The 24,986-nt window shown below is 43.5% G+C and carries 19 protein-coding genes and 1 pseudogene; 15 read left to right on the forward strand and 5 right to left on the reverse strand.

Going from position 1 to position 24,986, the window contains the following annotated elements:
* Positions 1-31: 31 nt before the first annotated feature.
* Positions 32-649 carry an HAD family phosphatase gene (locus tag L3V43_RS19775; protein WP_102056387.1) on the reverse strand — a complete coding sequence of 206 codons (618 nt, stop codon included), beginning with the start codon at positions 647-649 and terminating at the stop codon, positions 32-34.
* A 96-nt stretch (positions 650-745) separates the two neighbouring features.
* On the reverse strand, positions 746-1,672 hold the full coding sequence (locus L3V43_RS19780; RefSeq protein WP_102056386.1) for a LysR family transcriptional regulator: 927 nt from the start codon (positions 1,670-1,672) through the stop codon (positions 746-748).
* A gap of 112 nt (positions 1,673-1,784) precedes the next feature.
* Between L3V43_RS19780 and L3V43_RS19785 the strand changes: the two genes are divergently transcribed.
* The 7 genes from L3V43_RS19785 to L3V43_RS19815 all read left to right on the forward strand — a co-directional run bounded on the left by L3V43_RS19785 (position 1,785) and on the right by L3V43_RS19815 (position 7,550).
* Positions 1,785-2,204 carry a lactoylglutathione lyase gene (locus tag L3V43_RS19785; protein WP_102056385.1) on the forward strand — a complete coding sequence of 140 codons (420 nt, stop codon included), beginning with the start codon at positions 1,785-1,787 and terminating at the stop codon, positions 2,202-2,204.
* A gap of 13 nt (positions 2,205-2,217) precedes the next feature.
* Complete coding sequence (locus L3V43_RS19790) at positions 2,218-3,339, forward strand: alkene reductase (RefSeq protein WP_102056384.1); 1,122 nt, start codon at positions 2,218-2,220, stop codon at positions 3,337-3,339.
* Positions 3,336-3,887, forward strand: coding sequence for a YbhB/YbcL family Raf kinase inhibitor-like protein (locus L3V43_RS19795; protein WP_102056383.1), 552 nt, complete (start codon positions 3,336-3,338; stop codon positions 3,885-3,887). The genes L3V43_RS19790 and L3V43_RS19795 overlap by 4 nt, the downstream gene beginning before the upstream one ends.
* Before the next feature lie 2 nt (positions 3,888-3,889).
* Positions 3,890-4,828, forward strand: a complete 939-nt coding sequence (locus L3V43_RS19800) for a polysaccharide deacetylase family protein (RefSeq protein ID WP_102056382.1) — start codon at positions 3,890-3,892, stop codon at positions 4,826-4,828.
* A gap of 12 nt (positions 4,829-4,840) precedes the next feature.
* A complete protein-coding gene (locus tag L3V43_RS19805; protein WP_237117241.1) occupies positions 4,841-5,359 on the forward strand; it encodes an ester cyclase in 519 nt (172 codons plus the stop codon).
* A gap of 160 nt (positions 5,360-5,519) precedes the next feature.
* Entirely contained in the window at positions 5,520-6,473 is a 954-nt protein-coding gene (locus tag L3V43_RS23850; protein ID WP_237117242.1) for a tyrosine-type recombinase/integrase, read from the forward strand.
* Between the two features lie 18 nt (positions 6,474-6,491).
* Entirely contained in the window at positions 6,492-7,550 is a 1,059-nt protein-coding gene (locus L3V43_RS19815; protein ID WP_237117243.1) for a hypothetical protein, read from the forward strand.
* Here L3V43_RS19815 and L3V43_RS19820 read toward each other — a convergent pair.
* Positions 7,547-10,018 carry an ATP-binding protein gene (locus tag L3V43_RS19820; protein ID WP_235369030.1) on the reverse strand — a complete coding sequence of 824 codons (2,472 nt, stop codon included), beginning with the start codon at positions 10,016-10,018 and terminating at the stop codon, positions 7,547-7,549. The genes L3V43_RS19815 and L3V43_RS19820 overlap by 4 nt on opposite strands.
* A gap of 265 nt (positions 10,019-10,283) precedes the next feature.
* Here L3V43_RS19820 and L3V43_RS19825 point away from each other — a divergent pair, with 265 nt between their 5' ends.
* From L3V43_RS19825 to L3V43_RS19845, 5 genes are all read left to right on the forward strand, one after another.
* Complete coding sequence (locus L3V43_RS19825; RefSeq protein ID WP_237117244.1) at positions 10,284-11,531, forward strand: HlyD family efflux transporter periplasmic adaptor subunit; 1,248 nt, start codon at positions 10,284-10,286, stop codon at positions 11,529-11,531.
* Positions 11,532-11,549: 18 nt separating this feature from the next.
* Entirely contained in the window at positions 11,550-12,257 is a 708-nt protein-coding gene (locus L3V43_RS19830; RefSeq protein ID WP_237117245.1) for an ABC transporter ATP-binding protein, read from the forward strand.
* Positions 12,254-14,641: an FtsX-like permease family protein gene (locus L3V43_RS19835; protein WP_237117246.1), complete on the forward strand. Its 2,388-nt coding sequence runs from the start codon at positions 12,254-12,256 to the stop codon at positions 14,639-14,641. The genes L3V43_RS19830 and L3V43_RS19835 overlap by 4 nt, the downstream gene beginning before the upstream one ends.
* Positions 14,642-14,706: 65 nt before the next feature.
* Positions 14,707-16,077, forward strand: a complete 1,371-nt coding sequence (locus L3V43_RS19840) for a sigma-54 dependent transcriptional regulator (protein WP_235368985.1) — start codon at positions 14,707-14,709, stop codon at positions 16,075-16,077.
* An 8-nt stretch (positions 16,078-16,085) separates the two neighbouring features.
* Positions 16,086-17,381 (forward strand): ATP-binding protein, encoded by a 1,296-nt coding sequence (locus L3V43_RS19845; RefSeq protein WP_237117247.1) that lies wholly within the window; start codon positions 16,086-16,088, stop codon positions 17,379-17,381.
* A gap of 156 nt (positions 17,382-17,537) precedes the next feature.
* On the opposite strand, the gene L3V43_RS19850 is transcribed toward L3V43_RS19845, so the two are convergent.
* Positions 17,538-18,617 carry a tryptophan 7-halogenase gene (locus tag L3V43_RS19850; RefSeq protein ID WP_237117248.1) on the reverse strand — a complete coding sequence of 360 codons (1,080 nt, stop codon included), beginning with the start codon at positions 18,615-18,617 and terminating at the stop codon, positions 17,538-17,540.
* A gap of 11 nt (positions 18,618-18,628) precedes the next feature.
* On the reverse strand, positions 18,629-20,569 hold the full coding sequence (locus tag L3V43_RS19855) for a LodA/GoxA family CTQ-dependent oxidase (RefSeq protein ID WP_237117249.1): 1,941 nt from the start codon (positions 20,567-20,569) through the stop codon (positions 18,629-18,631).
* Positions 20,570-21,031: 462 nt separating this feature from the next.
* Between L3V43_RS19855 and ettA the strand changes: the two genes are divergently transcribed.
* From ettA to L3V43_RS19875, 3 genes and pseudogenes are all read left to right on the forward strand, one after another.
* Positions 21,032-22,696, forward strand: a complete 1,665-nt coding sequence (gene ettA / locus L3V43_RS19860) for an energy-dependent translational throttle protein EttA (protein WP_010604458.1) — start codon at positions 21,032-21,034, stop codon at positions 22,694-22,696.
* Between the two features lie 492 nt (positions 22,697-23,188).
* Positions 23,189-23,554, forward strand: coding sequence for a PilZ domain-containing protein (locus tag L3V43_RS19870; RefSeq protein ID WP_010378318.1), 366 nt, complete (start codon positions 23,189-23,191; stop codon positions 23,552-23,554).
* 53 nt (positions 23,555-23,607) lie between these two features.
* Positions 23,608-24,771: pseudogene (locus tag L3V43_RS19875) on the forward strand (glutathionylspermidine synthase family protein).
* The last annotated feature ends 215 nt before the right edge of the window (positions 24,772-24,986 follow it).

A 24,986-nucleotide genomic window follows, 5' to 3' on the forward strand; every position in this document is an offset into this window, starting at 1 on the left:
TACTTGGGCCTATTTTGGAGTCTCGACCTACTTAAAACACTAATCCTAGCTCACGTAACTCGCGTTCAGCTTGAGCCGCATTAAAGAACTGAATGCCATGTAATCCGACCTGCTTTGCACCTTCAACATTCGCTAAGACATCATCAAGAAAAACACAGTCATCTGCCGCTAGTTGGTAGCGCTCCAGTAAGTGAGTAAAAATAGCTTTGCCGGGCTTCATGCATCCAAGCTCAGCAGAAATAATTTCTCCGTCAAAGTGTTGCCAGAAAGTATGACGCGCTTTTAGGTGGCTCACAATCTCGTGCACATTATCGGTCAGGGCATAAGCACTATATCCAGCCGCCTTTAGGCGCTGCATCAGTGAAAGCGTGCCATAAAGTGGGATCAGCGATTCTTTGATATAAAAGAACAGTTCGTCAGCTTGCTCAGAGGTTAAGTGACAGGTTCGTATAAAAGCGTCCTTGGTGTCTGCTTCTGTCAGTTCGCCTCGATTAATCGCAAACCAAATCTCACTGTGGAACAGCTGCTTAGCTAGACTCTCAACGTCGCATTGGTTGCCAAAGGTAAGCCGAACTATCTCCTCTGGTGACCACCTCACAAATACGTTACCGACGTCAAAAATTACGTGTTTAATATTGCCAATTGCCATCCTTGAACCTCTTTAGTTAGTTTAAATATGAGCGTTTATTATGCATATCTTTACCACTTACGCACGGCTAATTCGTTAGACTTCATTGAAATAAAATCAATCATGTATTTGTTGTAAATACTCGCTAAAAAAGGTGAGAAACGCTTTGACTTGGCGAGGTTGAAACTGCCTAGATGGATAAATAGCTTGCAGCGCGACTTTATCTGAGTCCGTTGGACTAAATCCCAATGTTTGAGTTGGCAACAACTCTACCAATCGCCCCGCTTTAATATCTTTGTGAACATCCAGCCATGACTTAATGGTGATCCCAAGCCCTTGAATAGCCCAGTTTCGCAATACTTCTCCATCTGAACTCACTAAACAGGTAGGCACGGTTTCAATGATGGTTGCTTGCGTGTCTCTGTCGATAAAATACCAATCGTTTAGCGCCTGTCCTGCTCTTTCCAGTACTAAGCAGCGATGACGCTGTAATGCTTGATAGCAATCTGGTGTACCATACCGTTCGAGATAGTTTGGGGCAGCCACCAGCATTCTGCGGTTGTTTAACAAAGGCCGAGATATCAAACTGCTATCATTTAAATTACCATAACGAATGGCGATATCAGTGCCAGACTCAACTAATTTGACCAAGCCCTCCCCTAAGCTCAAGTTAACCACCACCTGTGGATGCTGCGTGGCAAACTCCGCAACGGCGGGAACCACGTACTGACGGCCAAAGTCTGAGCTTGCTGCAATTTTGAGTGTGCCTCTCAAATCGGGATCGGCATCTTGCAGTAGTGCCTCCGCCGCCGCGACCTCCTCAATGACTCGCACACAGCCCTGATAAAACCGCTCTCCCGCTTCTGTCAGTTTGATACTTCTGGTGTTTCGAGTAAGTAAACGGGTTTTATAGTGCGCTTCAAGTGCATTGATCCGTGCGGTCATGCTCGCTGGAGAAAGCCCTAATACTCGCCCTGCCGCAGCCAGGCCATCAGAGCGCACCACTTGAACAAAAAGCGCCATATCGTCTGCTTTGCTTTTCATTATTCACCTTTTATGAAAAGTAATTTTATATAAAAGCCAATTATCAAATATTAATAAACAAATAGACTGTTCTCAACACATAAATCGCTAACACCAATGGAGGTAACACACCATGCAGTTAGATCACTTTTTGTTTAGAGCACATGACATGGCAAAAATGGCAACCTTTTTTGAGCAAGTGCTTAGGCTTAAAGAAGGCTTACGTCCACCTTTTCCATTTCCAGGAAAGTGGTTTTATGGCGACCAACAGCAACCTTTCATTCATCTGGTTGAACAATCACCACATACCCAAGCACAGGCTGAATACCTTGGTTCTGTGCAAAACACAAGAATGAGTACTAGCAACATAGATCATATTGCATTTCGTGGTGACGATTACCCCGGGTTAATCGCCCGACTAGAGCATTTTGGCGTTCGTTACGTGGAACGAGATGTCCCTATTAGCAATGAGCATCAAGTTTTTATCTTTGCACCTGAATCTCTAAAAATTGAAGTGCTGTTCCCACGCCACATCAACTCACTTGTCCAATAATTAGGAGAATACTATGTCTGATCCATTGTTATTTACGCAGAAAAAACTCGGTAATTTAATCTTACCAAACCGCATTTTGATGGCACCAATGACCCGCTCTCGAACAACACAACCGGGAGATATTCCAAACCAGTTGATGGCAAAGTACTACGCCCAACGCGCTTCGGCAGGGCTTATCATTAGTGAAGCCACACAAATCTCTTGTCAGGGCAAAGGATATTCATTTACTCCCGGAATTTATACTGCTTCGCAGGTTGCTGGATGGAAAGAAATCACCCATGCAGTCCAGCAAAAAGGTGGCCGTATTTTCTGTCAGCTTTGGCATGTTGGTCGTATGTCTCACTCCACTTTTCATGAAGATGGCCAACCCGTCGCCCCCTCAGCACTGGCGCCCGACGCACAAGTGTGGGTGGTCAACGAAAAAGGAGTGGGTGAAATGGTCGATTGCCCAACACCACGTGCACTGGCAACCCAAGAAATACAGAGCATAGTCGAAGATTATGTCCATGCGGCTGAGAATGCCATGATGGCGGGGTTTAATGGCGTCGAGATCCACGCTGGTAATGGCTACTTAATCGACCAGTTTTTACGCCGCAGCTCTAATCAACGCCATGATCAATATGGTGGCTCGAAGGAAAACCGAATTCGCTTTGCGGTTGAAGTTATCACTGCGATTAGCCAAGCAATTGGGCCTGAAAAAGTAGGGATCCGGTTAGCGCCTTTTATTACCCAACGTGGCATGCAAGACGAAGAAGCCATTGATACTATTTTGCTCGCCGCGGAGCACTTTAACCGCTTAGGCATTGCCTATGTGCACTTAGCAGAAGCGGACTGGGATGATGCGCCGGTCGTGACGGAGAGTTTTAGGCAAGCACTAAGAAGAAAATTCCACGGCGCCATTATTGTGGCGGGAAATTACGAGCCAGAGCAAGCCGAAGCCCTTATTGAACAAGGCCTAGTCGACTTTGTGGCTTTTGGTCGCAAGTTTATCTCCAACCCAGATCTCGTATACCGCCTAACTCATCAATTGCCTTTGAGTCCAATCAACCCTGATGCGCCTTTGTTTGGTGGTAGCGAGCAAGGCTACACCGACTATGCAGATTTCCAACAATTAAGAGCAAAAGGTGCAATATGAAGCCATTATTACTGCATTTATCCCTAGCCTCCATGGCATTACTCGGTGCAACCAATGCAATTTCAGCACCTGAGTTTACACTAGAAAGCCCAGATCTTGTTGCCGAAAAATCTATTCGACCATTTCAATACTGGGATCAATTTGGCTGCGAGGGAAACAGCACACGGCCAACCTTAGTTTGGTCAAATGCACCTAAACAAACCAAGAGCTTTGCGGTGACGTTTTACGATCAAGACGCGCCAACCGGCAGCGGATTTTGGCACTGGCAAGTGTATAACTTGCCCAAAGACACGACTCGGCTTGCAGAAACTTTACCAAGCCAAGCCATTGAAGGTAATACGGATTTAGGAAAGCCTGGGTACTTTGGCCCGTGCCCGCCTATTGGCCGCAAACATAAATACACCTTTACCGTGCATGCACTAGATGTAGATACACTCCCCGTGCCAGCTGGTGCAACGGCACCACTTACTGGATTTTTTATCCACCAGCATAGCTTAGCGCAGGCAACACTTTCTGTGTATGCCGGCCCAAGAGCCGCAGGAGAATAACCATGCGTACCACGTTGACCACAAGTATTCGAGCGCTACTAACAGCAACTGCCCTGCTTGCAGGCACAGCCCACGGCGCTGAAATAGAGTCTGGCCATTACTGGCCTGATGATGCTCAATTGGTGATCTCTATCTCCATGCAGTTTGAAGCAACCGCGCAAGACCCAAGCGATCCTGGGCCATTTCCTCAGCAAGAAGCGGGCTACCCCGACACCGTCGCTCCTACTTGGTATCAGTATGGCATGAATGAAGGGATCCCACGATTGCTTAAGCTTTGGGATAAGCACAACATCAAAGTGACGTCCCACATGGTAGGAAAAGCTGCAGAGCTTAATCCTAAACTTGCCAAAATGGTGGCAGAAAAAGGGCATGAAATTTCAGGTCATGGACAAAACTGGACACCACAATACTCGATGACACCCGAAGAAGAACGTGCATCTTATATTCACAGTGCAGATGTGCTTGAAAAGATCACCGGGCAAAGGCCAAAAGGCTTTAACGCATTTTGGATGCGCCATTCACAGCAAACTCTAACTATTTTGCAGTCCCTTGGTTTTGTCTATCATATTGATGACTTATCTCGGGATGAGCCTTCGTTAACACCGGTCAATGGCAAGCCTTTCGTTGTTGTCCCCTACACCTTTAGAAACAACGATATCGTGCGCTATGGCGGCAGCTCCGCAATGACAGCAAAAGCCTATTTGCAAGAGTTAAAGGACGAGTTTGATGTGCTTTATGAAGAAGGAAAATCCCAGCGCCGCATGATGTCTATTAGTGCACACGACAGACTCGCAGGCAGCCCTGCACGCGTAAAAGCACTTGACGACTTTATTCACTACGCTAAATCGCACCCAAAGGTTAAGTTTATGCGCAAAATAGACATAGCGAAATGGACCCTAAAACAGCAAGACGTACCAACCAACCCAGAACGCGTGTTTTAGAGGTGCAAGGTAATGATTAAGCATGCTTTAATTTTAGCGCTAAGTGTCAGTGTGACTACAGCATTAGCAGCATCTAACGAAGAGTTACCCGTGGCGAAAGTTACGCAAATTTGTGACTCAGGACAATGTCAAACGGCCGCGAATGCCGCCTTGCAATACGCTGCTTTTTGGGACAGTGGAGACACTAAGTTTGCGAGACAGGCACTGAGTAACACATTTACTGATATGACATTACCAAGAGGTAGAAAACAAGGCTTGAAAGGCGTGCTAGAAGCCTCATCAGGATTTCGTCGCGCAGTGCCAGACCTGAAAGCAGAAGTCGAGCACTTATTAGTCAGTGGTTCATTTGTTACGGTACGATTACGTTTCTTTGGACACTTCAGCGGCCAGTTTGGTGTGCACCGAGGAGCAGGTCAAGCGATTGATTTTCGAGCCGTCGATGTTTACTACGTTGATGGCGAAAAAATCACTAAAAATTGGCATCTAGAAGACTACCATACGCTCTTTGAACAAATGCAGATTAACGAATAAACAATTATTGTCATAATACCGAGGCTCCAATTTGGAGCCTATTTAACAACACGCTTGTATTCTACATTCCTTTAAATCAATTGATTATATACAGTTTTTATCAACAATCTGTTCTAATACGGTCACTAAATTAGGTATTAGCAAAAGTAGATTTATCGCAGTGCAATCAATAAACCAACTTTCTCAACAGTTCATTTCCCTGTGTAAAGATAAACGTAAACTCTCAGATCACACCTTGAAAGCATATCAAATTGACCTAAAGCAGTTTATGCAGGCACTTGATGAAAATAAAAGCATTAAAGATATTAGCAAAGTAGACTTATCACAGTTCCATCAATTTCTGGTTGATGCAGAGCTATCAAACACATCAATAAAGCGCAAAATGGCGTGTGTAAGGGCTATGTTCCAGTGGCTTGAGCGAGAGGAATTCATCGAGCTTAATCCTTTTCATAAATTTCAGCTAGACATTAAGCTACCCAAAAGATTGCCAAGAAACGTACCACACTCAGACTTGAAACGCTTGCTCAAACAAGCCAGAAAAAACTGTAAAAACTTATGGGTAGAATCATCAAACACATATAGCGTCAGTCAAAAGCGCATGCTAAATGAATTTACTTCACTCATCGCGTTAGAACTTATGATTAGCACAGGGATCCGAGTATCTGAGCTTGCTGGAATTTGTTTAACTGACATCTATATCAACGAAAAGAAGATTAAAATCTTAGGTAAGGGAGCCAGAGAAAGGTTTGTGTATCTCACAGACCAAGAAATAGCCAAATTACTCAAGAACTATATTGAAAGCCGCGCTATTTGCGCACCACATTGCGATCATTTACTGATTAATAGCCGCGGGGAGCCTGCATCAACGCAATTTTTACGCAAACTAATCAAAAAACTTAGTCAACAAGCATACACCCAACTCAAAGTCACTCCACACATGCTTAGGCACAGTGCAGCATGTGAACTACTTGAATCTGGCCTCGACATTCGCTTCGTCCAACGGTTGCTCGGACACAGTAGTATCTCAACCACGGAAATTTATACCCATGTTACCGACAACGCGCTGCAAAAGAAGATCACTAAAGCCAATGTAAGGAAACGAATTGCTAGTTAGTAAGGATAACTAGGAATTATGAATTGTAAAGTAGCGCTTGAAGCTAACCATTGGATAGAAAAAAATAAGCACAACATAACAATCGCGATAGTGACAAATTTGGAACCTGGCCCACAAGAAAAGTTTAAGAATAAAGGTTTAAGGTTAAGTGAGCGCTATTTTTCACATAGAGTTATTTCTCAGTTTATTACAGGGTTTCGAAAGCTTGGTATATATACAACAGTTTTCTCCAACGAGTCAGAATTTATTTCTAGTCTAGCCTCAGGACTTTACCCTAAAAATAGCTCTAAATATAATTTTGTTTATAATTTGACGGAGTCAGGTATTGGAGCAGGCGGTGTTTCTTTAATTTCGGCCGTTAGTCGTTTTTATGGGTTGTACTGTTGTAATTCAGACCCACACTCCAGCACTATGGGTAGACATAAATATCATTCTTATTGCGTACTCAGTAAAAACAATATCGACATACCTGAAAGTTGGTGGTATTTCGGTGATAATAAGTGGTGTTCTGATTCCCACCCACCGAATGGGACTGTAATTATCGCAAAGTCGAGTTATGAATCCTGTAGTATAGGTATTAATGATAGCTCAGTCTTCACATACCAAGGTGATAATAGCAGCTTAGATAAAGTCATTAATTGTATTGAGCAACCTGTTTTTGTGCAACAGTATATTTCAGGAATGGAGCTATCAGTACCTGTAATAGTTGGTAAATCTGCGAAGTCTCTTGAGCCAGTTTTAAATAAAATAAGTAAGTCCAACAATGAAAACTTTTTATTAACTGAAAGAATGGTGTTTGACACTAAAAAATTATATAAAATAAAAGCAGAAAATATTGACAACTACACCATTATGAAAATGAAAGATGCAGCAGAGAGAGCCGCCATTGCTCTCGGCTTCAAAGGAATATGTAGAATTGATTTTAAGCTATGTATAGATGGGAGAGCATTTGTAATAGATGTCGGGGCAGTTCCTGTTTTATACAAGGGAAGTTCTGTTCAAATAGCGTCATCTTGGATGAATATTAGCTTTACTGACATCCTCTCTATAATGCTTTTTTGCAGCAAAACTCGTTAGATATCTATCCAAGAGTGGATTCCTGACAACATCAATCGACGTCCCCAAAAAGACCATGATGGGCCCAAAAAGCCGTGAGAATTAATTGGTGTTAGATCCCACTCTTCAATATTGTGTATGCTAGTATCACTATTGGCTTTACCTTGTAGAAAAGGCATTCTGTATGTCTCCACTCCTACTCCCTCGGGGTCTACTTCCTGGGTCAGTGATTGAATTTTTTCATAACTTATTTGTGTATTTCTATTTGCGAATTGTGATAATGTGAATAAGTTCGAGCCAATTAAATACCTAAAGAAAACTTCAAAGTCAGGTATTTCATTTACCCTTTTCCAGCACGCCTCAAGAAGCTTAAATGATATCTCTAATTCATTTGAATACGCTGCATAAATAGACATGTTTGAACTAGATATTAAGTTATCATATTCAGCTCTTGGGCTTTCGACAATTTTTCTTTGCGCTTTTAAACACTCTTTAGGCGTCATAGTTTTATTTATAAAACATGAGAGAAGAAAATTATTCTCAATATACTCAGGCCTTTGTATAAGGTACTCTTTATAAAAAGCTCCAGCTTTTAGCTCTCTTGCTGTTTCCTCTGCTTCCTGAACACGATTTAAGTATATTAGTGAAGCTATAAGATTATTACTAGTTCTGTAGTATTCTTGTGGGTATTTTGGTAAGACTCCTGGAGTCCCACCTTGCCAATAATTTCTAGCTTGCTTCAGCTTAGCTATAGCAACTTCTGTGGGGTATAGCTGCTCACACTTTCGATACATTATGTTGAGTAAGTTTATACCGAACTCTTGATTACTGTAGTCTTTTTCAATTTTTTCTATAAGAGTACCCTCTAATGCAAGTGCTTCTTCTGAAAGCCCTTGGTGAGCTAAAAGATATATATTCAATAAGCTGATTCTTGCCTTTAATTCAAATTCATCAGTTACTTTACATGCTAAACTATTAACTATTGAAAATGCTTTAGAACGAGTATGCTTTATCTTAATAAGGGCTAAAGATAGAGCAAGTAAATAATCTCTTTCGAAGCAAAGAAGATGAGAATTATGAACGTCAATTTCTTCAAGATGCCCTCTCATTCTTGGAAATTCACCATTATGATATAGTTCAATAGCTTTAGCTAAAAGAAAGTATAATGAAAGCTTTTCTTGTGATAAAATTTTATTAGGAAGTAATTTATAATCTACAGATGTATTACTTCTAAGGATTTTAAGCCACTCCATTATCCATAAATCCTCAGCCTCACTTTTTTTCCCAGCAAGCTCTAGGTGAGTAGCTCTTCCACCATAATCTGCTGGGTTTATGGCCCTTAAACATTCAGAAAACTTTAAGTGCAAATCTTTTGAATTAAAAACCTGAATGCTACTAAAATAATTATGTATACAACTATGTGAAAATTCTATTTTACCTTTATTACGGTTTAAAAGTAACATTTTCTCAGCTTTTCTTATGCAAAAACTGGTGTCTTTGATCAAGTTAGCTGCTAGGCACAATAGCTCCTTGTAATTAAGTGACTCACCGATTGTTGCTGCACACTTTAGTGTTAAGTTAACTTCAGATTCTGAAGTTGGATTTTCATTTACAAACTGACTTTCCACAACTATTTTTGCTAGATCAATGTTGTTTTCCGCGGTGAGTATAAAGTCTATATTCTCTTCTTTTTTATTCATATAAGAAACCACTTCATTAAGTAGTTTTAAATGCCCTGATGTCAGTCCGTGAAGCTTTTTATAATTTTCCTCGCGGAGCTCTTTTTTGAATCCTAGAATGCGCAGTACCTCAGGCACCTCACTAACGGTACAGTACCTAGTACGCCATTTATTATCAGCTTGCGCTTTAATAGACTCAATCACAGGGTTTATTTCGTTTGACGTCGTTGAAATGAAAATAAACCTAGCATTTTTAAAAAAATCAAGTCCGCTGTAAATTTCAAAGTTCTTTTTTATCTTTTTTATTAACGTTAAGGAAGAGTCGTCCAAGTGTTGTGAGTCGTCAATTATAATTATGAACTTATTGCTGTTTACTCGATTTTTTATTTCATGAATAATAGATGCTTCGGTGTCTGTTATCTGAAACTTTGAATCTTCTATATACCTATCTATCTTACTCTTAGAGTATTCATCATATATTTTATTAATAATCCCTGATGAGCCAATAAGCTTTTCTGCGATTCTTAGCCCCTCTTTTGCTCCTGTTTCAATATGAGGAGATAAGCTTTGGAAATCATTAAGCTTCCTCAAAGCTTCATATGCTGTACCTCGTTGATTTTCCTCGCATCTAGAAAATAAAGCTTTTCCTCCAAAACGCTTCCACCCTTCTATAATTGCAAAAGCGATGTTAGTTTTTCCAGTCCCTGTCGGACCACTTATATGAGCAGCTTTTGCACCATCTTCATATAGCCATTTCAAAGCTTCTTCAATAATATGATCATGCTTCATAAAAGAGGAAATACTTTTCATAATTCCTAGTTATCCTTACATTTTGTTCTAACCTAAATAAAACCAGACCACGAGAAAAATCGCAACAAAAAATTACATAAATTCAACAAAAGACTTATTTTACTCATCCCAAAACCACAATTTTTATTTTCGAAACCGCAAAAAGCACTCCTTCCCTGCAAACAGACAAAAGAAAAAAACCAATAATTTCAGTTGATTAACTTTTTGGCATGCGACTTGTTATCTACTGAGTAATAACAACCTTTATTCCACCAGAGATATCAACATGGATATACAAGTCGAACATAAAAAGCGCAACAAGGTTAACTGGTTGTGGGCTGTTGGCGGAACCATTTTCGCCGTAGTTATTATATGGCTGCTAATACAGCCCTCAGCGCAGGCATCTTTGCCTGTGGCAAAAACCTGGATTGCGGAGGTCCAGCAAGGAGATTTAGAGGTCAGTGTATCTGGATATGGTCAGCTTAAATCGAAAACGCCGCGTTTGATAAGTGCCGCGAGCGATGCCACGGTTGAAGAAATTGTGTTGCGCCCAGGTGCACAAGTTAACCCCGACAGCATCATTATGAAGTTACAAGATGCAAATTTGGCCCAATCTTTAAAAGATGCCAAACGCAGTTTGGCGCAATCGCAAGACCAATATTTACAGCTCGATATCAATCAACAACGAGAACTGCTGTCTCATCAGGCGGATTTGGAAATTCTGAGATCTGAGTTAGAAAGTGCCGAGCTGGAGGTTACCGCTCAAGGAGAATTGGTTGAAGATGGGGTTGTTTCTAAACTCGACTACCAACGCGCGGTACTTACCCATCGCCAGCTGAAACGTCGCATTAATATTGAACAACAGCGAATATCACAATTGCAGACCTTACACAAAGCCAACCTGCAGCTTGCGCAGTCAAATATTGATGCCAGTAATGAAGCATTTTTATTGGTGCAAGATAGGGTGAATAAGCTCACTGTACGGGCTGGGATCAAAGGGGTCTTGCAGCAACTTCATGTGGGACTTGGACAAAGCGTGTCTCTTGGCACTCAATTGGTGTTGGTTGGTAGCACCACAGATTTATATGCGCAATTGCAGATCCCACAAGCCTATGCCCAGCAAATAAAGCTGGCTCAGCATGTGAGCATCAATACCCGTAACGACTTAATTGAAGGCCAAGTGTCGCGCATTAATCCAATGGTACAAAATGGCAATATTGAAGTTGAGGTGACACTGCCTAAAAGTCTGCCCGCGAGTGCTCGCCCCGAGCTAAATATTGAGGGAAAAGTCTCTATCGACAAATTGAGTTCCGCACTGTTCATCGACAAACCCGTCGGTGCAAAACCTTATAGTCAAGCAACCTTATATCTTGTTGATAAAGAAAAACAACAAGCCCGTGCAATTCAAGTACACTATGGCGCGGAAACGTCACAGCACATTCAGCTGCTCAGTGGCGCTTCGACAAATCAGCAGTTTATTTTGTCGGATATGGCATCTTATGCCGACACACCCGTAGTGACTTTGAGCAAATAACAAACCAAAGGAAGAACAATGAATAATAAACACGTTATTGAACTTAGAAACATCACTAAAAAGTTTGTCCTCGGCGGAATGGAAACACTGGCACTGCGTGGCGTAAACCTCAATGTAACTCAGGGCGAATATCTGTCAATTTCAGGCCCATCGGGCTGCGGTAAATCAACACTTCTAAATATTCTTGGTTTATTAGACAGCCCAAGCACCGGCACCTACACAATTGCGGGTAACGATGTCAGTAACCTTGACGTCAACCAAAGAGCCACACTAAGAAATAAACATATTGGCTTTGTGTTTCAGTCATTTAATCTCATTGATGAATTGAACGTCTTTGACAATATCGCCTTACCTATCAAGTACAGTAGCACTGCACTCTCAAATACTGCGTTAAAAGAACGGGTAATGACTTGCTTGGAGTTAGTACAAATGACCCACAGAGCAGAACATAAGCCCAATCAACTGTCAGGCGGACAGCAGCAACGTATCGCCATCGCCCGTGCACTCGCCAATCAGCCAGATATTCTGCTTATTGACGAACCTACAGGGAACTTGGACTCAAAAAATGGCGATGCCGTAATGAACATACTGAGCGACCTAAACGCCCAAGGCACAACCATGTGTATGGTTACCCACGACCCGAGATATGCAGACATGGCAAAACGTAAACTGTTCTTGTTAGATGGGGTGATGGTGGATGAAATGAATTTGGAGATGGTGGGATGATAAAAGAGGAATTTAAGCTCGCACTGTCAAATCTGAGGAAGCTTCCGGGATTTAGTCTTACCGTACTTGTCACCCTAGCATTAACCTTAGCAGCGCTAACGGTAGTGATTAATATCAACCATAGATTGATCACGCAACCGCTCCCCTACCCTGATGCAGATAAGCTGTGGGTGACCGATCAAAGCGAAACCATTAATGGAGAAACCCAATATGGATTCCAACTGCTCTCCACCCAGTTTCGACTATATCAAGATAAGCAATTTATCGACAAAATGACGATGATGCACTTGGTATCATCTCGTTTTATGGACATTAAGGATATGCCCACGGTAGACATTATTCGAGTGACTCCCGAATTCTTTGAGTTGTTAGGCACGCCACTGCATCTTGGTCGCACGCTAAAAAAAGATGAAGGTGTCAGCGACGAACAAAAAGTCTTGGTACTGAGTTACCAGTCTTGGATAACGCACTTTAATGCCGATCCAGATATCGTTGGTAGCTACACGTCCATAGATCGTGAACGCTATCAAATTATCGGAGTAACGGGAGAAGCGTTTGAAGTGCCTGAGATCTTTGGTGGCTTTCCCGTTAGCGGCTTTAGTAGCTTTCCGGAGCCTGTCACCACCACCTCGCACTGGAATAACATCAGTAGCCAGTTTAACGGTATCGCTCGACTGAAAGCGGGTGTAAACATAGAGCAGATGAATCATGCGCTGGGCGAACAGATTAACACGCTTTACCAATCCCGTGAAAACGTAGCGCCTAACACGCGAATTGGCGCTCAGTTTACACCACTGCGCGACAAAATCGTTGCACGAAGTGATGAGCTCGCCATTACGTTGTTGTTCTCAGCAGCGGTTTTGGTGCTCATTGCGCTGACCAATGTGGTTAATTTATTTCTCTCAAGGGCTGCGCAAAAACAGCGCACCATGGCAATTCAAGCGGCACTGGGGGCAAAGCCTACTCACATTTTTGTCAGTATGTTTTGCGAAAGCGTCCTGTTAGTGGGCGCAGCGACTATACTCGGGTTATTGCTTGCCGAGTGGTTGAATGTTTGGTTAGCAAACGACTTGAGCTATTTATTTAGTCGCATGCAGAGCTTAACTCTAGATTGGCCGACCATAGTGGTTGCCTGTGCACTGAGTCTGATAATGGCGCTACTCATCGCCTGGTTTACCAGTAGACAAATAAACTATCATGCCCTGACAGATGCGCTACACAGCAGCGGTAAAGGCACTGGCGCGCAAATTTCCAAGCGTACTCGTCAAGTGTTGGTGGCATTACAAGTGTGCTTTGCCAGTATTTTACTCTTTCTTGCAGCCAACAAATTAGTTCCCGCATACGCGCAAATGACCCATCCCACAGGGTTTGATACTGAGCATTTGTACTATGTCCGTATCGACGGCAGTGCCACAGGAATCGATAACTTTGAGCTTGGCAAGCAAATCAAACAGCTTTTAGCCAATCAAGCGAGCATCACATCGATATCGGCAAGTTATGCTTCGCCTTTGCAAATGGGATGGCAAAATTATTTGTATGACCAAAATATTGCGCTGATCGGTATCGTCAGTTTGTCCTTTTACGACGAAGACGGTTTCACTGCGCTTTCACTACCACTTGAGCAAGGAAGCCGGTTTACACCGATCATGGCCTCAGGCTCAGACAACAATGAAATAATTCTCTCGGCCTCACTCGCTAAGCGTTTGTACAAAGATGAAAATCCAATCGGTCAAACCCTCTATGCTGACAGAGAGGTGCCAAGAAAAGTGGTTGGGGTTGTGAGTGATATTTACGTACCTACGGGCAACCGAGGCTATACCTTAGAGCGCTATTACTTGCCTGTCACTGAAGGCAGCACATCTTTTATTATCAAGGGGAATTCTGCACTGTCAAAAGTCCAATTAACTCATGCTCTCAAGGTCATTCATCCGAGTCTAAACTTTGCTTTTTTTGAGCCTGTAGATGGCATGCTAACCCAGAGGTTAAGACAAACTTGGCTGCAAGCAATGTTGACTGTCGCTCTATTAGCCCTTACCTTAAGCCTAGCTGGCGCTGGGATCTACGGCGTGCTCAACTACAGCGTACAAATGCGTCGCTATGAGCTTGGCATTCACTTGTCGTTGGGCGCACATACACACAAACTGATAGCACAAGTGCTCAAGCAGAGTCTAACACCGGTAATGATTGGCCTTGGAGTGAGTGCATTAACCGTTGCAATCGGATATGGGATACTGACAAAGATAAGTACAACAGCTATTTCCGTGAGCTGGTTCGCTGTTATCGTGACAATCCCTATCATGCTGCTGATTGCGCTCATCGCAAGCTATTTACCTGTGCAAAGGGTGATAAGGCAAGATCCCATTAAAGCGCTAAGAAACGAATAAGTTAATAACAACAGGAATGCGTAGGCAAAGCGTGGCGTGTAAACGCTCTTTGCCTACAACACACTATGCAAGGTTCAATTTTAATCGTTGATGACAAGGCCGATATCCGCCTTAGCTTACAGTTTTTACTAAAAAACCACGGTTTTACCATTTTCCAAAGTAGTAGTCTTGATTGTGCCGCTAAGCAGCTCAATGCGCACGACATTGATATTGTACTGCTAGACATGAACTATGAGCTCGATACGACATCCGGCGATGAAGGTCTCGCTTTTTTGAGTCAGTATGCAAGCCAAAGTAGCGCAACCTTTATTGCGATGACCGCTTGGTCTAGCGTCGAACTCGCCGTCGAAGCCATGCAGCGCGGCGCCAAAGACTTTTTTGCCAAGCCTTGGGACAACCACGCTGTAGTAATGATGGTGAAAAAGCATTTAGGGCTAAAGCAAATCACTGCAAAACAACAATCGGCTTCCCCCCTACTAACCACAGCTAAAATAGCGCCAAATGTAGACCATGCTGATGCGTTACTCTGGTTAAGCCCTACGATGCAAGCGCTAAAAAGCCAACTTGATCGCATTGCCAAAACCAAAGCGAATATATTGCTTAGAGGGGAAAATGGTACGGGAAAATCACAAATTGCCAGCTACATCCACCAGCAAAGTAACATCACAGGCAACTTTGTGAGCACCAATATGGCGGCCATTCCAGAGTCACTGTTTGAAAGCGAAATGTTTGGCCATGTGAAAGGTGCGTTTACTGACGCTAAACAGGATAGACAAGGTCGTTTCTCAATGGCTGAGCAAGGGACTTTGTTTTTGGATGAGGTAGGCACACTCACAGAGCCTCAACAAGCGAAGCTACTACGAGTATTAGAAACAGGGGAATATGAAGCTGTTGGCTCGAGCAAAACGCAGCATGCAAGCTGTAGAATCATTAGCGCAACTAATGCAGATTTAGAGTCGCAACAACAAGCAAGTCAATTTCGTAGTGACCTGTATTTCAGACTAAATACAATGGAGTTTGAGATCCCACCACTGCGCTTGCGTCGCACTGAGATAGTTCCACTGGCCGACTTTTTTATTCAAAAGCACGCAACGGCCTATGAATTAGACGTAAAACCTTTGTCTCATGCAGCGAAAACAAGACTACAAAGTTACGCATTCCCGGGTAATATCCGTGAACTTAGCCATATGATGGAACGTGCGATTTTACTGTGTGATGGCACTGAAATTGAAGAAAGCGCGCTTTCTTTAAAATCTGTGGTAACCACAGAGCAGAGTGAGCCTGAAATGATGACGCTAGATCAAGCCGAGCAAAAATTGATTAAAATGGCGCTGTGCCAATGCCATGATAATGTGGAAGATGCTGCGGTTTTACTTGGGATCAGTAAAAGTGCCCTATATCGTCGCCTTGATAAGTTCGATATTAAAACGCGATGAGCTTGCCTATGAAAAAGCCTAACTTTGAACAGACTATCGAGATTTTTTGTCTGGTTATTTGGTTGCTGTTCACCGTGCTCAGCGCTTTTTTTATGGTCATCCTTGAGGTCTCAACACTCAGTGTTATCACCTACTTTATCCTTGTCCTTTGTCCGCTCGCACTGCTGCTGTATCATTTTAAACAGCGCCTGATACAACCTTTTTATCACCTCTCAACCACCATAGAGGCGATTAAAAACGAAGAGTATGGACAGCGCTTGTACACCTCTGACAGCTCAGGCATTCTTCACAGTTTGCAGCAGGAAACACAGCAATTGTGTGAACAGCTGCAATCATTCAAATCAGAGCGAGACCACCAAGCCATATTACTATTTAGGCTCATTGAACAACTGCCCAGCCCCATCGCGATTTTCGATAACGACACTGCACTGGTGCATGCCAATGAAGCCTTCTCAAATTGGATTGGCAAACCATGGCAAAGCCAGCGTTTATTAAAAGCGCATAAGTTTAGCCTTGAATATCATAGTGGACATTGGCACTTTAACCACCCCACCTTAGGTGATGAGTGGCAACTTCGCTATAGCGAGCTTACCATTGCAGGCATGCAGGCGCACTTAGTGATCTTAACCGATGTGCAAGCGGTTGTCAGTCAAGCTCAGCGCGACGCTTGGCAAAAAATGATCAGAGTGCTCAGCCACGAAATTCATAATTCTCTCTCGCCGATTAAGTCACTTGCTCAAACCTTGATAGAAATTCCCACCACGCAAGAAAATCAAGCCGATTTTGAACAAGCGCTTGGCGTGATTGTGCAGCGCAGCGATGGCCTGATGTCATTTGTTAATCGCTATGCAAGCGTTGCAAAACAGCATCAACTTCATATAGAAGCGATATCCATAAGTGACTTACTAACGCCGCTCGTAGGGCTTTTTGACAATCGCGTGAGATTAACCATTGAACAGGACTTTACGCTGCAAATTGATCAAAGCTTACTTGAGCAGGCACTTGTAAACCTGATTAAAAATGCCTTGGAAGCTGGAGGTGAGCGCAATGCTGTTTACGTCAAAGCGTATCACAATCATAAATTCGCAGGTATTGAAGTACTCGATGAAGGGCATGGCATAAAGAACGCTGACAACCTATTTGTACCTTTTTACACCACTAAAGCAGCGGGTAAAGGGATTGGGCTCATCTTAGCTAAAAATATCGTTGAACAGCATAACGGAAAACTGAGCTTAACCAATCGTAAGGATGCACAAGGTGCAATTGCTCATATTCAGCTTCCACTGGTGGCAGCGAATAAGTGAGTGTTCACCGCCACTGCTAGGCAACATTTATTCAGACATTTTAAGCATCGCAATCAACTGACGGCCAGCAGCAATGGTATTGGTTTCACCACTATAGATGTTGTCGCATTCTTTCGATCCAAACACTTCTTTAATCCAAACAAGTAATAATAAGTGTTAACCGATTAACTTTGAGCCCTCGTAAAAGTGCTGTCGATGCTCAAGGTAGCGCATCCACACTCTATCCATTTGCGACTGATATAGTTTTGCGCCATGTTTGTAATCCGTACCGTGCAACAGCAGCATATCCGCAAGTTGCATGCTGCTGGTCATGGCATGCAACATACCTTGCGAAGAGAGCGGATCAAAGCTCATGCTCGCATCACCCACCGCATACCAGCCTTTTGCTGCGCAACTATCCAAACGGGCCGAATTTGCACTTACCATTGGGCGCAGGTATGCTGTTTCTATATTCACCAAGTCCACTAAGGTGCTAAATCCCCTCACCTGCTTTACTTTGGCTAAAAAATCTTGAGCGTTGGTGATGTTGCACTTTTTGATCGCATCAGCGCAAGCCTGCCAAGAAAACACCCGAGGCTGCATATTAGGATCGAGTGAAGAGCATGCCGCGCTCGGCGCACTATACCACCAGCCATTTTCTTCATCGCTTATCACCGCAAACTGTTTCGTCGTGGCAACCTCTGCGGTAAGCCACAGTGCCATTTGCTTATCAAACTGTTGTAGTTTTGCACCGAGTCGCCTCGCCAGATGACAGGCGCGACCGGTGGCATCAATAAGCAGTGTTGTCGTGATAGACATGTCAGTGTCGCGGCCTTCAACCCTAACTTGCCAACTTGATTGTGTTTGCACCACATCAGTAAGCTTTGTAGAAGATAACAAAGGGATACCACGAAGCACTAATTGATCACGAAGCTGCTGTTCAAAATGCTGCCGATGAATGTGCCATCCCAAACCATCGGGGTTTTTAACGTTATCCACTATGGTAGGCGATTCACTACCCCAAAACGAAATCATACCGTGACAAGTGAGATGTTCCGGGCTTTGTAGTAAGTGCAACAAATTAAGCTTTTTGAGAATTCTAGACGCCGCTGGCGGTAAACACTCGCCCACTTTGTCTTTAGCTACGGCGAGCTTATCGACTACTATCACCTGGTAGTGAGGATGCAAGGCAAGTGCAGCAATGCATCCTGCAATGCCTGCACCTACAATTACAATATCCGATTTCCTTTCAGCCATATTAGCCCTTATTATTTGCGATTCCGGCGGTGTGCTTTGTCGGTTTGTGACAAATCAGGACGACAATCTCGCATGCTTTCATTACGACTTGCTGTCAGCAGTTTTTCTGCTTTGTGATCCGCTTTGGCTGGTGTTAATCCTACTTGCATGGTGGTTGGAAAACCAGTTACGCCTTTTTCTGTTTTCGGTAATACCACCGCCAGTTGACCAAACCCAGTGATCATACTGTTGATCTGCTCAATATAGTTGGTTGAAGGGCCTATCGGCAAATCGTTTAGCCACAGCTCCCGGTCATTAAATGCTGCTTGTCGCTCTGCAAATGGTTTAGTTTCATCGACTACCCGGTGATAATTTTGCTCGCTAAGCATATTATTTGGCACTCGTGCAGGCCAAAAGGTCGGTAAATAAGGGTCGTAAGCTTCATTGTAGCCATCGCGACAACTCGCGGTGTCTGTTTGCCAAGGAATGGCCATCCAACGTGTAATGCCACCAGCAACCTGCCCCGTTTTTAATGGGCCGCTCGAATGCAGCGCGATTTCTGATGTCATTTCCACGCCATAATTGGTGCCGTGGGTCGGTGCAGTATCTTCTGAATGTTTAAGACGGAAAGCCTCGCTATACATGCCCGCTGTACGCATTGGCCAAGTCATTTCACATCCAGGGTGGAAAGCATCCGCTAAACAGAACTCCATCGCCGCTTTAGTTAACATCTCTGGTTGCTCAGCAACCGGAATTTCATCAATGCTGGTTGGGGGGCGATAACAAGGGTCGTAATCAGAGTCAAATTCGCCATTCGACCACTGCTGTAACATATTCAACTGAATTTCTGTCAGGGTGACAAACTGCCTTGGCGAGTCATCGGCATCTACACTCATCGCATCGCCGTACAACCAAGGCCACAACTGCGGTGCGGTAGCGGCAAATTTAGGGTTCCAACTATGTTTTTCATCCGCCGTGGTGACTTTTTCTATCTGTCTAAAGTTATTAAAGAGATTACGTCTTGCTTCTTGCCATGTACGTGAATTGTCATTTAAACGGCTGATCCAAGTCTCTGAAGTAAAATCAAAGGGGCTATTCCAGCCAAACCCTGCGGCAAATCCCGCATTAACCCATTGTAAATCGGTTAACCTTTGGAAAATTGGCAGAATGTCTTTACTAAAGGAAGGCTTACCCTTAGGTGCAGGTAGCATCTTGGCGTCAACTGCAACCTGACGCATTAAATCCCACATGGTTCGCGGAGATTTTTGCATTGGTGCGTAATCTGGTGGCGCACAAATAACCCATGCAGGTTTCACATCAAGTGCTTTGCCTTGATATTTCACCTCAGCAGTTACAGGACCGTCCGAAGTATCGTCGTACCAGCCTTCATTATTACCGAACGTGATCGCCTCGTGGCCTTGAGGATTTTCTGACACCCCGTGCCCACCAAGCATAAGTAAGCGGCCCTTATCATCGGTACGCATTTCGCCTAAGTACACTTTTTTACCGGCAAAGCATCCTTCAAAGCGACTACAACCACACCCAGAAGCAATACCACTGATCTGCTGCGCCCCACCATCAATGAGCAAGCTGTCACGGTCGTTTACATTGAGGTTGCGCAGTAAACTCGGCTCGGCTTCAGCCGCCTCTGGAATATCCAACGCTAATTGAAACTCATACCAAGATGCTTTTTGATTAGCCAAGCGAGCATGCCAAATGATAGAAGCGCCATCGTCGCAAGTGAGTTCTTTAACGATGTTGCCCTCGGCGTCCAATCCATAAATACGAAAACGCGCGGCTTGGCGCTTCAACGCCCCCGTGCTATCGCGATAGTAATTCATATCTCTTGGAATGGCGGTATCGACCTCAGGGCCAATAAAAAATTCTTCAGGGCTGTTACCAACCCGCATTACACCTATGGGTGGGTATATGGCAGCTGAAACAATGGGGTTTTGATTGCAGTGATGTGACATGTTGTAATCCTTTTTACAGTGGTTCAATTCATGAAGCATTACTGCAGTGTAGAAGCTATTTCTGACTTAAACCATTACATCGAATTACAACTTAAACACGAAAATATTTTGCTTAATCTAAGATTTGGATAGGGAATGTTCTAACTCATTGTTGTTAAAGTACAACTTAATTTACCTCCTTGTCTAACCAGAGAATTTTAGGGAAAACACCGCTTCCGCATCCTGCTCTCGCTATGGTGCCAGCTTCCTATAAGCAAGGCGAATTTGCTAACCAATATAGCTATTGGTTAGTAATTAAACACCGTTTGCACTGGAACTGACTGCTAGAAAGGTATTAACTATCCACAACTCAAGTTAATTAGCGAAGGAACTTATATTTTTTATATCATGTAGTCCACAACATTGCAGCACAGGAAGGCTTTCTCTAAAATACATCTAACTTAAAAAAGAGATTGGAAACTCATGGCTCAATATATTTATACCATGTCGCGGGTGAGCAAAGTTGTGCCACCTAAGCGCACTATTCTGAAAGATATTTCTTTATGCTTTTTCCCGGGCGCTAAAATTGGTGTTTTAGGCCTTAATGGTGCAGGTAAATCGACCTTACTTCGCATTATGGCGGGTGTGGATAACGAATTCGAGGGCGAGGCTCGTCCGCAACCTGGTACTAAGATCGGTTACCTACCGCAGGAACCTGTACTAGACGAAAGCAAAACCGTTCGTGAAACGATTGAAGAAGCAGTTGGCGAAGTAAAACGCGCCCTGAATCGATTAGACGAAGTGTACGCAGAGTACGCGATGGAAGACGCTGACTTTGATGCGCTAGCTAAAGAGCAAGGCGAATTAGAAGCTATCATCCAAGCACATGACGGTCACAACCTAGATAATGCGCTTGAGCGCGCTGCCGATGCGCTTCGTTTACCAGAATGGGATGCGAAAATTGAGCACCTATCAGGTGGTGAAAGACGCCGTGTTGCTATCTGCCGCCTGTTACTTGAAAAGCCAGATATGCTGCTTCTTGACGAACCGACTAACCACTTAGATGCCGAGTCGGTTGCGTGGTTGGAGCGCTTCCTTCATGACTACGAGGGCACAGTGGTAGCGATCACCCACGACCGCTACTTCCTAGATAATGTAGCAGGCTGGATTTTAGAGCTTGACCGTGGCCATGGTATTCCGTGGGAAGGTAACTATTCTTCATGGCTTGAGCAAAAAGATGCACGTTTGAAGCAAGAAGAAAAATCAGAGAAAGCACGCCAGAAGTCGATTGAAAAAGAACTTGAATGGGTACGCTCAAATCCAAAAGGTCGTCAAGCTAAGTCTAAAGCACGTATGGCGCAGTTTACCGAGCTTCAGCAAAACGACTATCAAAAGCGTAACGAAACCAACGAGCTATTCATTCCACCTGGTCCTCGCTTAGGCGACCAAGTGATTGAAGTGAGCAACTTACGTAAGAGCTTCGGTGACAGATTGTTGATTGACGATTTGAACTTCAACGTACCTAAAGGTGCAATTGTTGGGATCATCGGTGCAAACGGCGCGGGTAAGTCAACGCTGTTTAGAATGCTAAGCGGTCAAGAGCAGCCAGATAGTGGTAACATCACTATTGGTGAAACGGTTGAAATCGCCACTGTTGAACAGTTCCGTGATGACATGGACGGTAATAACACCGTATTCCAAGAGATCTCTAACGGCCAAGACATTCTTAAAATTGGTAACTTTGAAGTACCAAGCCGCGCCTATGTTGGCCGCTTTAACTTTAAGGGCAATGACCAACAAAAGTTTGTAAAAGAGCTGTCTGGTGGTGAGCGCAATCGTCTGCACTTAGCAAAACTACTAAAAGCAGGCGGTAACGTACTGTTGCTGGATGAACCAACCAACGATCTAGACGTTGAAACGTTACGAGCCCTAGAAAATGCGATTTTAGAATTCCCGGGCTGCGTTATGTGTATCTCGCACGACCGTTGGTTCCTAGACCGTATCGCGACCCACATTCTAGACTACCGTGATGAAGGCCAAATCAACTTCTTTGATGGCAACTACACTGAATACGAAGAATGGTTGAAGAAGACCTTTGGTGCTGAGGCGGCAGAGCCTAAACGTATCAAATATAAGAAGATTGGCTAATAACTAAAACATTAGGGCCTGTTGATCTTTCAAGTTTGTTTTTGCAGCAGTTTGATTGGTATTTATACAAGGCAGAGCCAGCGTAGCGTAGTCATTCTACGTAAGTCTGGCGATAACGCAGTAGAAATGCCAATCAAGCGCTGCCCTTTGGGTTGACCTGAGTGCGCTTTGTTCATTGTTGCTCAACTTTTGCCTAGATTACTAGGCGGCAAGTCGAGCGTCGCGACCAAAACACACTCAGAAGAACAAAAATCAAACAGCAAAGGTCAACAAGCCCTAGTCTATCGACGATAGATAATCTAAGGCTCTTCGTTAGGAGCCTTTTTTATTTTTTAATACTTGCTTAGCTTTATTCATGCCGCACTGTGGAGGCAAGTCGCAAATCAAATTGCAGTAGCAATCCCATCCAAGCGGCGTAATTTATTGTCATTGTTAGTAGCGAGCACAATGATATAAGCTATTCTTTACCTATACGGACTATTAGGATCAGTAATGAAAGAACGTCGACGTTTTTCCAGAGTTATTTTTTCAAACGAGGCACAGTTTATGGCCTCAAGCGGTGATTTTAGCTGCGAAATCTTGGATTTGTCGCTCAATGGCGCGTTACTCACCCTGCCCGATGGCTATGTGCCACTTAAAAACGACCCTGCAAGTTTAAACTTTTATCTACCTGGTAGTGATATTCAAATTACAATGGAGGTAGAGGTTCGTCACGTTGAAGAAGGTCATCTAGGTGTACATTGCCGCCAAATCGATCTCGATAGTGTGACGCATTTAAAGCGCCTTATTGAACTTAACCTGGGAGATGATGATATACTTCATCGCGAGCTAGAGCAGCTCACCTACGATGATGATTAATACCAATTCGCTTAATTAAGCTAATTGATATTAGACGGATCGATTTTACACTTATGTTAAGAATTTCTGTTGATGAACACCCACACTGGCGTGAACAAGCAAAAGCCCACGGCTTTGAGCTTCATACTATGTATGGTGAAAAGTATTGAGACGAAAGTGCATATTATCAATTTACGTTAAAGCAAATTGAGCAAGACTTGGAAGATCCAAGTGACGAACTCCACCAAATGCGCTTACACCTTGTCGATTTAGTGTGTAATGACGAGTCTCTTCTGCAACCGTTTGCTAATCCTGAGTCTCAATGGGAATTAGTGACTCACTCATGGCGTCATCGAGACCAAGCGCTCTATGGTCGCTTTGATTTTAGTTACGATGGAAAGTCACCAGCCAAGCTGCTGGAGGCCAATTTCGACACGCCCACCAGCTTATTCGAAACGGATTACTGGTAGTGGCTTGAAGAACAGGTAAAAGCCGGTAAGTTACCACGTAATGCGGATCAATTAAATGACCTTCAAGAAGCGCTGATAGAGCGCTTTTATCAACTGCATAAATGCTACCGTGGTGCTCCCCTACACTTTTCTTGCTGCAAAGAAAGCTTTGACGACTTGGGCACCATTCAATATATGCGCAGTTGCGCGATGGAAGCTGGACTCAAAACGAAACAAGTTTTTATCGAAGATATCGGATTTGATAACCAACACTTTGTCGACCTTGATGATTCGAAAATCCAATGGATGTTTAAGCTATACCCATGGGAATTTATGTTTCAAGATGAATATAGCGAACAATTATCGGAAGCAAAAGTGCAATGGCTAGAGCCTCCAAGGAAAGCGATTTTATCTAATAAAGCAATCTTACCTTTGCTATGGCAAATCTTTCCCAATCACCCAAATCTGTTACCGGCATACTTTGAACAGGACAAGCATAAAATTGCAAGCAGCGAGTCCGGCTATGTGAAGAAGCCGCTATTTTCTCGTGAAGGCGCGAATATTGAGATCCGAAAAGATCAACAGCTGTTTGCACAGTCTGCAGGTGGATATGGCGAAGAAGGTTATATTTATCAAGCTTACTCACCTTTACCCAAATTTGCAGGCTTCAATACGCTCATCGGCTCATGGATTGTCGGTGATAAAGCAGTTGGAATTGGTGTCCGTGAAGATAAAAGTCTGATCACCCAAGATCTTAGCCGTTTCTTACCCCATATAATTGTTGGCTAAACTCTTTGAACACTAAAAGACTTAGTCGGTATGGAACAAATGTGTTCCATCTCTCAAATTAATGTTCAGCCGAGAATAAAAACTTATTAAATTCATGCCATTCGTACTTTTTAGACAAACACTTGGCAAAAACCACCGCAAAAATTAACACAAACCTAACTAGTGTACTAAAGTAGTAACTGGGTTTTGCATCAAGTTGAGAAAACAATACTTGG

The sequence above is a fragment of the Pseudoalteromonas sp. L23 genome (assembly GCF_021728455.1).
GTDB lineage: Bacteria > Pseudomonadota > Gammaproteobacteria > Enterobacterales > Alteromonadaceae > Pseudoalteromonas.

What these genes read in the sequence shown, in the direction of transcription:
- L3V43_RS19800 (WP_102056382.1), top strand. Translation starts at nt 3,890, where the DNA reads ATGCGTACCACGTTGACCACAAGTATTCGAGCGCTACTAACAGCAACT.
- L3V43_RS19785 (WP_102056385.1), top strand. Translation starts at nt 1,785, where the DNA reads ATGCAGTTAGATCACTTTTTGTTTAGAGCACATGACATGGCAAAAATG.
- L3V43_RS19815 (WP_237117243.1), top strand. Translation starts at nt 6,492, where the DNA reads ATGAATTGTAAAGTAGCGCTTGAAGCTAACCATTGGATAGAAAAAAAT.
- L3V43_RS19870 (WP_010378318.1), top strand. Translation starts at nt 23,189, where the DNA reads ATGAAAGAACGTCGACGTTTTTCCAGAGTTATTTTTTCAAACGAGGCA.
- L3V43_RS19850 (WP_237117248.1), bottom strand. Translation starts at nt 18,617, where the DNA reads ATGGCTGAAAGGAAATCGGATATTGTAATTGTAGGTGCAGGCATTGCA.
- L3V43_RS19775 (WP_102056387.1), bottom strand. Translation starts at nt 649, where the DNA reads ATGGCAATTGGCAATATTAAACACGTAATTTTTGACGTCGGTAACGTA.
- L3V43_RS19795 (WP_102056383.1), top strand. Translation starts at nt 3,336, where the DNA reads ATGAAGCCATTATTACTGCATTTATCCCTAGCCTCCATGGCATTACTC.
- L3V43_RS19780 (WP_102056386.1), bottom strand. Translation starts at nt 1,672, where the DNA reads ATGAAAAGCAAAGCAGACGATATGGCGCTTTTTGTTCAAGTGGTGCGC.
- L3V43_RS19835 (WP_237117246.1), top strand. Translation starts at nt 12,254, where the DNA reads ATGATAAAAGAGGAATTTAAGCTCGCACTGTCAAATCTGAGGAAGCTT.
- L3V43_RS19840 (WP_235368985.1), top strand. Translation starts at nt 14,707, where the DNA reads ATGCAAGGTTCAATTTTAATCGTTGATGACAAGGCCGATATCCGCCTT.
- L3V43_RS19820 (WP_235369030.1), bottom strand. Translation starts at nt 10,018, where the DNA reads ATGAAAAGTATTTCCTCTTTTATGAAGCATGATCATATTATTGAAGAA.
- L3V43_RS19825 (WP_237117244.1), top strand. Translation starts at nt 10,284, where the DNA reads ATGGATATACAAGTCGAACATAAAAAGCGCAACAAGGTTAACTGGTTG.
- L3V43_RS19855 (WP_237117249.1), bottom strand. Translation starts at nt 20,569, where the DNA reads ATGTCACATCACTGCAATCAAAACCCCATTGTTTCAGCTGCCATATAC.
- L3V43_RS19790 (WP_102056384.1), top strand. Translation starts at nt 2,218, where the DNA reads ATGTCTGATCCATTGTTATTTACGCAGAAAAAACTCGGTAATTTAATC.
- ettA (WP_010604458.1), top strand. Translation starts at nt 21,032, where the DNA reads ATGGCTCAATATATTTATACCATGTCGCGGGTGAGCAAAGTTGTGCCA.
- L3V43_RS19845 (WP_237117247.1), top strand. Translation starts at nt 16,086, where the DNA reads ATGAAAAAGCCTAACTTTGAACAGACTATCGAGATTTTTTGTCTGGTT.
- L3V43_RS19830 (WP_237117245.1), top strand. Translation starts at nt 11,550, where the DNA reads ATGAATAATAAACACGTTATTGAACTTAGAAACATCACTAAAAAGTTT.
- L3V43_RS19805 (WP_237117241.1), top strand. Translation starts at nt 4,841, where the DNA reads ATGATTAAGCATGCTTTAATTTTAGCGCTAAGTGTCAGTGTGACTACA.